Genomic DNA, 5,215 nt, shown 5'->3' with positions numbered 1-5,215 from the left:
GGACATACTTGCACCCCAGCCCCAGCCGCGGTTCCAGCCCCAGCCCCAATATGGGCTGTAACCACCATACCATCCCCACGGAGATCCCCATCCCCATGAGTTGTCATAGTAGTTCGTTTGTGAACCTGCATAAAGTCCCCAATCTGAATCTGTAGCATTGGAATTCCAATTGGTGTTGGTATTGCTCCAGTCATTATATCTGTTTTGCTGCTCTCTGGAATTCGTCTGTGCATTCTGAATTACATTGGAATCCTGATAGTAGTCATAATATTCTCCTACTCTGTTTCCGCTATCATTGATGATAACTCCTTCAGGTAGCGTATCCTTATTGGGGTCGTAATACACCCCATCTGTCTCGCTATACCCTCCCATCTGAGCACCACAAGACACAAGTAATAATCCGCCCGATACAGCCAATATCCCTTTGGATCTTAGCAGACCAAGCAAATTTTTATGTATATTTCTTTTCATGATAACGTAAAAATTTTTAATTTAAATTATATTTGCAATCTGTACCAAAAATGTACCAAAATACTGGTAAAAAAATCTATCAAAAATAGATTTTTATTTTTAGATAACAATAATGTACAAAAGTTAAAAAAATTAAAAAAAATAATGGCAAAACTAACCTCAAGAAGCGAAGATTACAGCAAATGGTATAATGAGCTGGTTGTAAAAGCTGATTTAGCTGAAAACTCAGGCGTGCGTGGATGTATGGTGATCAAACCGTATGGCTATGCGATCTGGGAAAAAATGCGTGATGAAATGGATAAAAAGTTCAAAGAAACAGGTCACGTTAACGCATACTTCCCGCTTTTTGTGCCCAAGAGTTTGTTTGAGGCTGAGGAAAAAAATGCAGAAGGTTTTGCAAAAGAATGTGCTGTTGTTACCCACTACAGGTTAAAAACCGATCCGGACAACCCATCCAAACTGATTGTAGATCCGGATGCAAAACTGGAAGAAGAACTTATTGTTCGTCCTACTTCAGAAGCAATTATCTGGAATACCTACAAAAACTGGATTCAGTCTTACAGAGACTTGCCGATATTAATCAACCAATGGGCGAATGTTGTTCGTTGGGAAATGAGAACACGTCTTTTCTTAAGAACCGCAGAGTTCTTATGGCAGGAAGGGCACACCGCTCACGCTACAAAAGATGAAGCTGTGGAAGAAGCAGAAAAAATGAATAAAGTATATGCTGATTTTGCAGAAAACTTTATGGCTATTCCAGTTATTCAGGGGTTGAAAACACCTTCTGAAAGATTTGCAGGAGCCGATGAGACTTATTGTATTGAAGCATTGATGCAGGACGGAAAAGCTTTACAGGCTGGAACCTCTCACTTCTTGGGACAAAATTTCGCAAAAGCATTTGATGTAAAATTCACCAACAAAGAAGGAAAAATTGAACATGCATGGGCTACCTCATGGGGAACTTCTACCCGTCTAATGGGAGCATTAATCATGACCCACTCTGATGATTTCGGATTGGTACTGCCTCCTACCCTTGCTCCAATCCAGGTCGTGATTGTTCCTATCTTTAAAGGAGAAGAGCAGCTGGAGCAGATCAGTGAAGTGGCTTTGGATATTCAGGCTAAACTGAGAGCAAAAGGAATTTCTGTGAAGTTTGATAATGACACCCAGAACAAACCAGGATGGAAATTTGCAGAATATGAATTGAAAGGAGTTCCTGTAAGAATTGCTATGGGACCTAGAGACCTTGAAAATAAATCTGTGGAAATCGCAAGAAGAGATAACCTGACTAAAGAAGTGCGTTCTATTGAAGGACTTGATTCTTATATCGAAGATCTGTTGAAAACCATTCAGCAGGACATTTATAACAAAGCATTTGAATTCAGAAAAAATAATATCACGAAAGTGGATACTTATGAAGAATTCAAAAAAGTTCTGGAAGAAAAAGGTGGATTCATCTATGCACACTGGGATGGGACGGCTGAAGAAGAGGAACAGATCAAGGATGAAACGAAGGCAACCATCAGATGTATTCCTTTGGATGATGATGTAGAAGAAGGAATTTCATTGATCTCAGGAAAACCATCTAAGAGACGCGTGTTATTTGCAAAAGCCTATTAAAAATATTAATGATTTAGAAAAAAATCGTTAATATTTAAAGAAATATTCAAAAAAAAGTGACATTTGGACGGATTTTTGTTTAAATTTATCTCAACATTAATCAAAAAAATTTATTATTATGTCTTTAAATGTCATTGATTTAATTAAAGGACAATTAGGTCCCGCATTGGTTTCACAGGCTGCATCGCAGTTTGGAGAAAGTGAATCCGGTATTTCTAAAGCAATTGGCGGATTATTACCTGCTGTAGTAGGTGGATTAGCCAATAATGCAGATAAGCCTGGCGTTGTGGATGCAATTACACAAGCCTCTTCAAGTGGAATTTTAGGAAATTTATTAGGAGGTTCGTCCAGCAGTCCTGTTATTTCAAACTTGTTGTCTTCCATTTTTGGAGATAAAGTAGGTGCGTTAGTGAATTCCATTGCCAGTTTTTCAGGTGTCAGCAATACCTCTGCAGGTTCTTTGTTAAACCTGGTGACTGGAGCTACAGTAGGCACTATTGGAAAATATGCAGCAGACAATAATCTGGGTGCTTCAGGTATTTCCAGCTTACTGCATGATCAGAAAGGCATTGTTTCTTCTTTACTGCCTGCAGGTCTTTCTTTGGCATCCTTTGGATTAGGAGCTGAGAATTGGTTTGGACAGGCTAAAGAAACGGTTTCTTCAGTAACGTCTACTGCTAAAGATAACATCGCTGAAGGTGTTGCTACAGCAAGAGAAAATGTTTCAGAAGGAGCAAGAGAAGTAAGAGAACGATTTGAAAATAATAACAACAATAATCAAGGCGGAGGTTCAATCTGGAAATGGTTGCTTCCGCTTTTATTATTGATAGCTGCTGCTTATTTCTTATGGAAACAGTGTGAGAAAAAGCAGACGACTACCACTACTACCACAACATCTGACTCAGCAGCAACCAGTACAGCAACAGATACTGCTGCTACAACGGGAACAGCAACCCCTGCTCCGGCAACAGCTAAAACAGATGAAGACATTGATCTTAACGGAGTGATGTTAAAAGGTTATAAAGGAGGAATGGAAGATCAGATGATTACATTCCTGAAATCCGGAAACTATAAAAATGCCGCTGATGATGCAGCATTGAAAGATAAGTGGTACGATTTCGATCACGTAAATTTCAAAATGGGAAGTGCTACTGAACTTGAGGCAGGTTCACAAGGGCAATTGGATAACCTAGTGGCGATCCTTAAAGCTTTCCCAGATGCAAAAATCAAAATCGGGGGTTATACGGATAAAACCGGAAACGAAGCCAACAATGTAAAACTATCAAAAGCCAGAGCTGAATATATCAAGGCTGCTTTAGTAAAAGCAGGAGTTGGTGCTCAGGTTTTAGAAGCTGAGGGCTATGGAAGTAAATTTGCTAAAGTTGATGCTACAGCTTCTGATGCTGAAAGAGCTGCAGACAGAAAAATGGCTGTAAGATTTGCTAAATAATCTTTAGATTCAATAAAAATTAGATCCCGGAAAGCAAATTTCCGGGATTTTTTTATCCGATGATTTTTCTGTTTACATTTATTTAATTAAATTTGTTAGTCATTTCTAACATTTATGAACTTCAATATAAAAAGCGCCTGGCGAAAAGATAAAACAAACCATTCCCTGTCAGAGGTTTACTCATCAATCAAAGTCCCTAAAAATGCAACTTTCTGGAGAAAGTATCTTGCATTTGCAGGACCAGGACTGATGATAGCTGTAGGTTATATGGACCCGGGAAACTGGGCAACAGATATTGCCGGGGGAGCCCAATTCGGTTATACACTCCTTTCGGTCATCCTTATTTCCAATATTTTTGCAATGGTTTTACAGCACTTATCCGTAAAACTTGGTGTTGTTGCAGAAAGAGATCTTGCCCAGGCCTGCAGAGACCACTTCAGTCCTACCACGAATTTTATTCTTTGGGTGTTCTGCGAAATCGCCATTGCGGCCTGTGATCTTGCCGAGGTTATCGGTTCTGCTATTGCGTTAAATTTGCTATTTCATATCCCGCTGACCTGGGGAATTGTTATTACAACAGTAGATGTATTAATCATCCTTTTACTTCAGGCAAAAGGCTTCCGATGGATCGAAAGTATTGTAGGAGGACTTATCTTCATTATTCTGGCGTGTTTCGTATATGAAATCGTTATCTCAAAGCCTGCTTTCAATGAGATTCTGGGAGGTTTGGTTCCACAAAAGGAAATCATTCAGAATCCTGCCATGCTTTATATAGCAATCGGGATTTTAGGAGCTACCGTAATGCCACACAATCTGTATCTGCACAGCAGTATTGTACAGACCAGAGATTATACCCGTGATACCGAAGGAAAAAAAGAAGCCATAAAGTTTGCCACCATAGACAGTACCGTTTCATTAATGTTGGCATTTTTCATCAATGCAGCAATTCTTATTCTGGCTGCTGCTACATTCCATACTACAGGTAATGAACATGTGGCGGATATTCATGATGCCTATAAAATGTTAACCCCAATTTTAGGAGCTTCTATGGCTAGTATTGCATTTGCGATTGCTTTATTGGCGTCCGGGCAAAACTCCACATTAACAGGAACTCTTGCCGGGCAGATCGTCATGGAAGGCTTTCTGAACATCAGATTAAAACCATGGCTGAGAAGACTGATCACCAGACTTATCGCTGTAATCCCGGCACTTATTGTTGCCATTCTTTACGGTGAACAGGGAACAACTGAATTATTGGTTTTAAGTCAGGTAATTCTTTCCATGCAGCTAAGCTTTGCCGTTGTTCCACTGGTAATGTTTACCAATGATAAAGCCAAAATGGGTGAATTTGTCAATAAACCATTCCTGAAAATCTGTGTATGGATTATTTCCATTATTATTATTGTTTTAAACCTTTATCTGTTATATCAGACATTTACAGGAGAATAAAGGTACAATGACAGTTTTTAAATTGACTGTTGGACATTATTAAGTGAATGGTTAATGGTCAATTTTGCTTTGCAAAGTCAATTTTTTATCCTACTCCACAATAAATTCACAAGCGAAGCGCATTGACGTATTCACCATTGATAAATGAATGGTCAATGGTCAATTTTTGCTTTGCAAAGTCAATTATTAATCCTACCCTACAACCAATTCACAAGCGAAGCGCAT

Annotated in this window: 3 protein-coding genes and 1 pseudogene; 3 read left to right on the top strand and 1 reads right to left on the bottom strand. The window is 39.1% G+C overall.

Annotated elements, in window-relative coordinates; all coding sequences use genetic code 11:
- Positions 1 to 471: pseudogene (locus FFS26_RS22285) on the bottom strand (prolyl-tRNA synthetase); the annotation flags it as partial.
- A gap of 144 nt (positions 472 to 615) precedes the next feature.
- Here FFS26_RS22285 and proS point away from each other — a divergent pair.
- From proS to FFS26_RS22270, 3 genes are all read left to right on the top strand, one after another.
- Positions 616 to 2,091 (top strand): proline--tRNA ligase, encoded by a 1,476-nt coding sequence (gene proS, locus FFS26_RS22280; protein ID WP_110009327.1) that lies wholly within the window; start codon positions 616 to 618, stop codon positions 2,089 to 2,091.
- A gap of 118 nt (positions 2,092 to 2,209) precedes the next feature.
- The gene (locus FFS26_RS22275) at positions 2,210 to 3,541 is read left to right on the top strand and encodes an OmpA family protein (RefSeq protein ID WP_110009269.1); all 1,332 of its coding nucleotides are present in this window, start codon (positions 2,210 to 2,212) and stop codon (positions 3,539 to 3,541) included.
- 114 nt (positions 3,542 to 3,655) lie between these two features.
- Positions 3,656 to 4,990 (top strand): Nramp family divalent metal transporter, encoded by a 1,335-nt coding sequence (locus tag FFS26_RS22270; protein ID WP_137906182.1) that lies wholly within the window; start codon positions 3,656 to 3,658, stop codon positions 4,988 to 4,990.
- The last annotated feature ends 225 nt before the right edge of the window (positions 4,991 to 5,215 follow it).

Source organism: Chryseobacterium sp. 2VB, assembly GCF_005503635.1.
Lineage (GTDB): Bacteria > Bacteroidota > Bacteroidia > Flavobacteriales > Weeksellaceae > Chryseobacterium > Chryseobacterium cupriresistens.
This window is presented reverse-complemented; position numbering and strand designations above follow the sequence as displayed.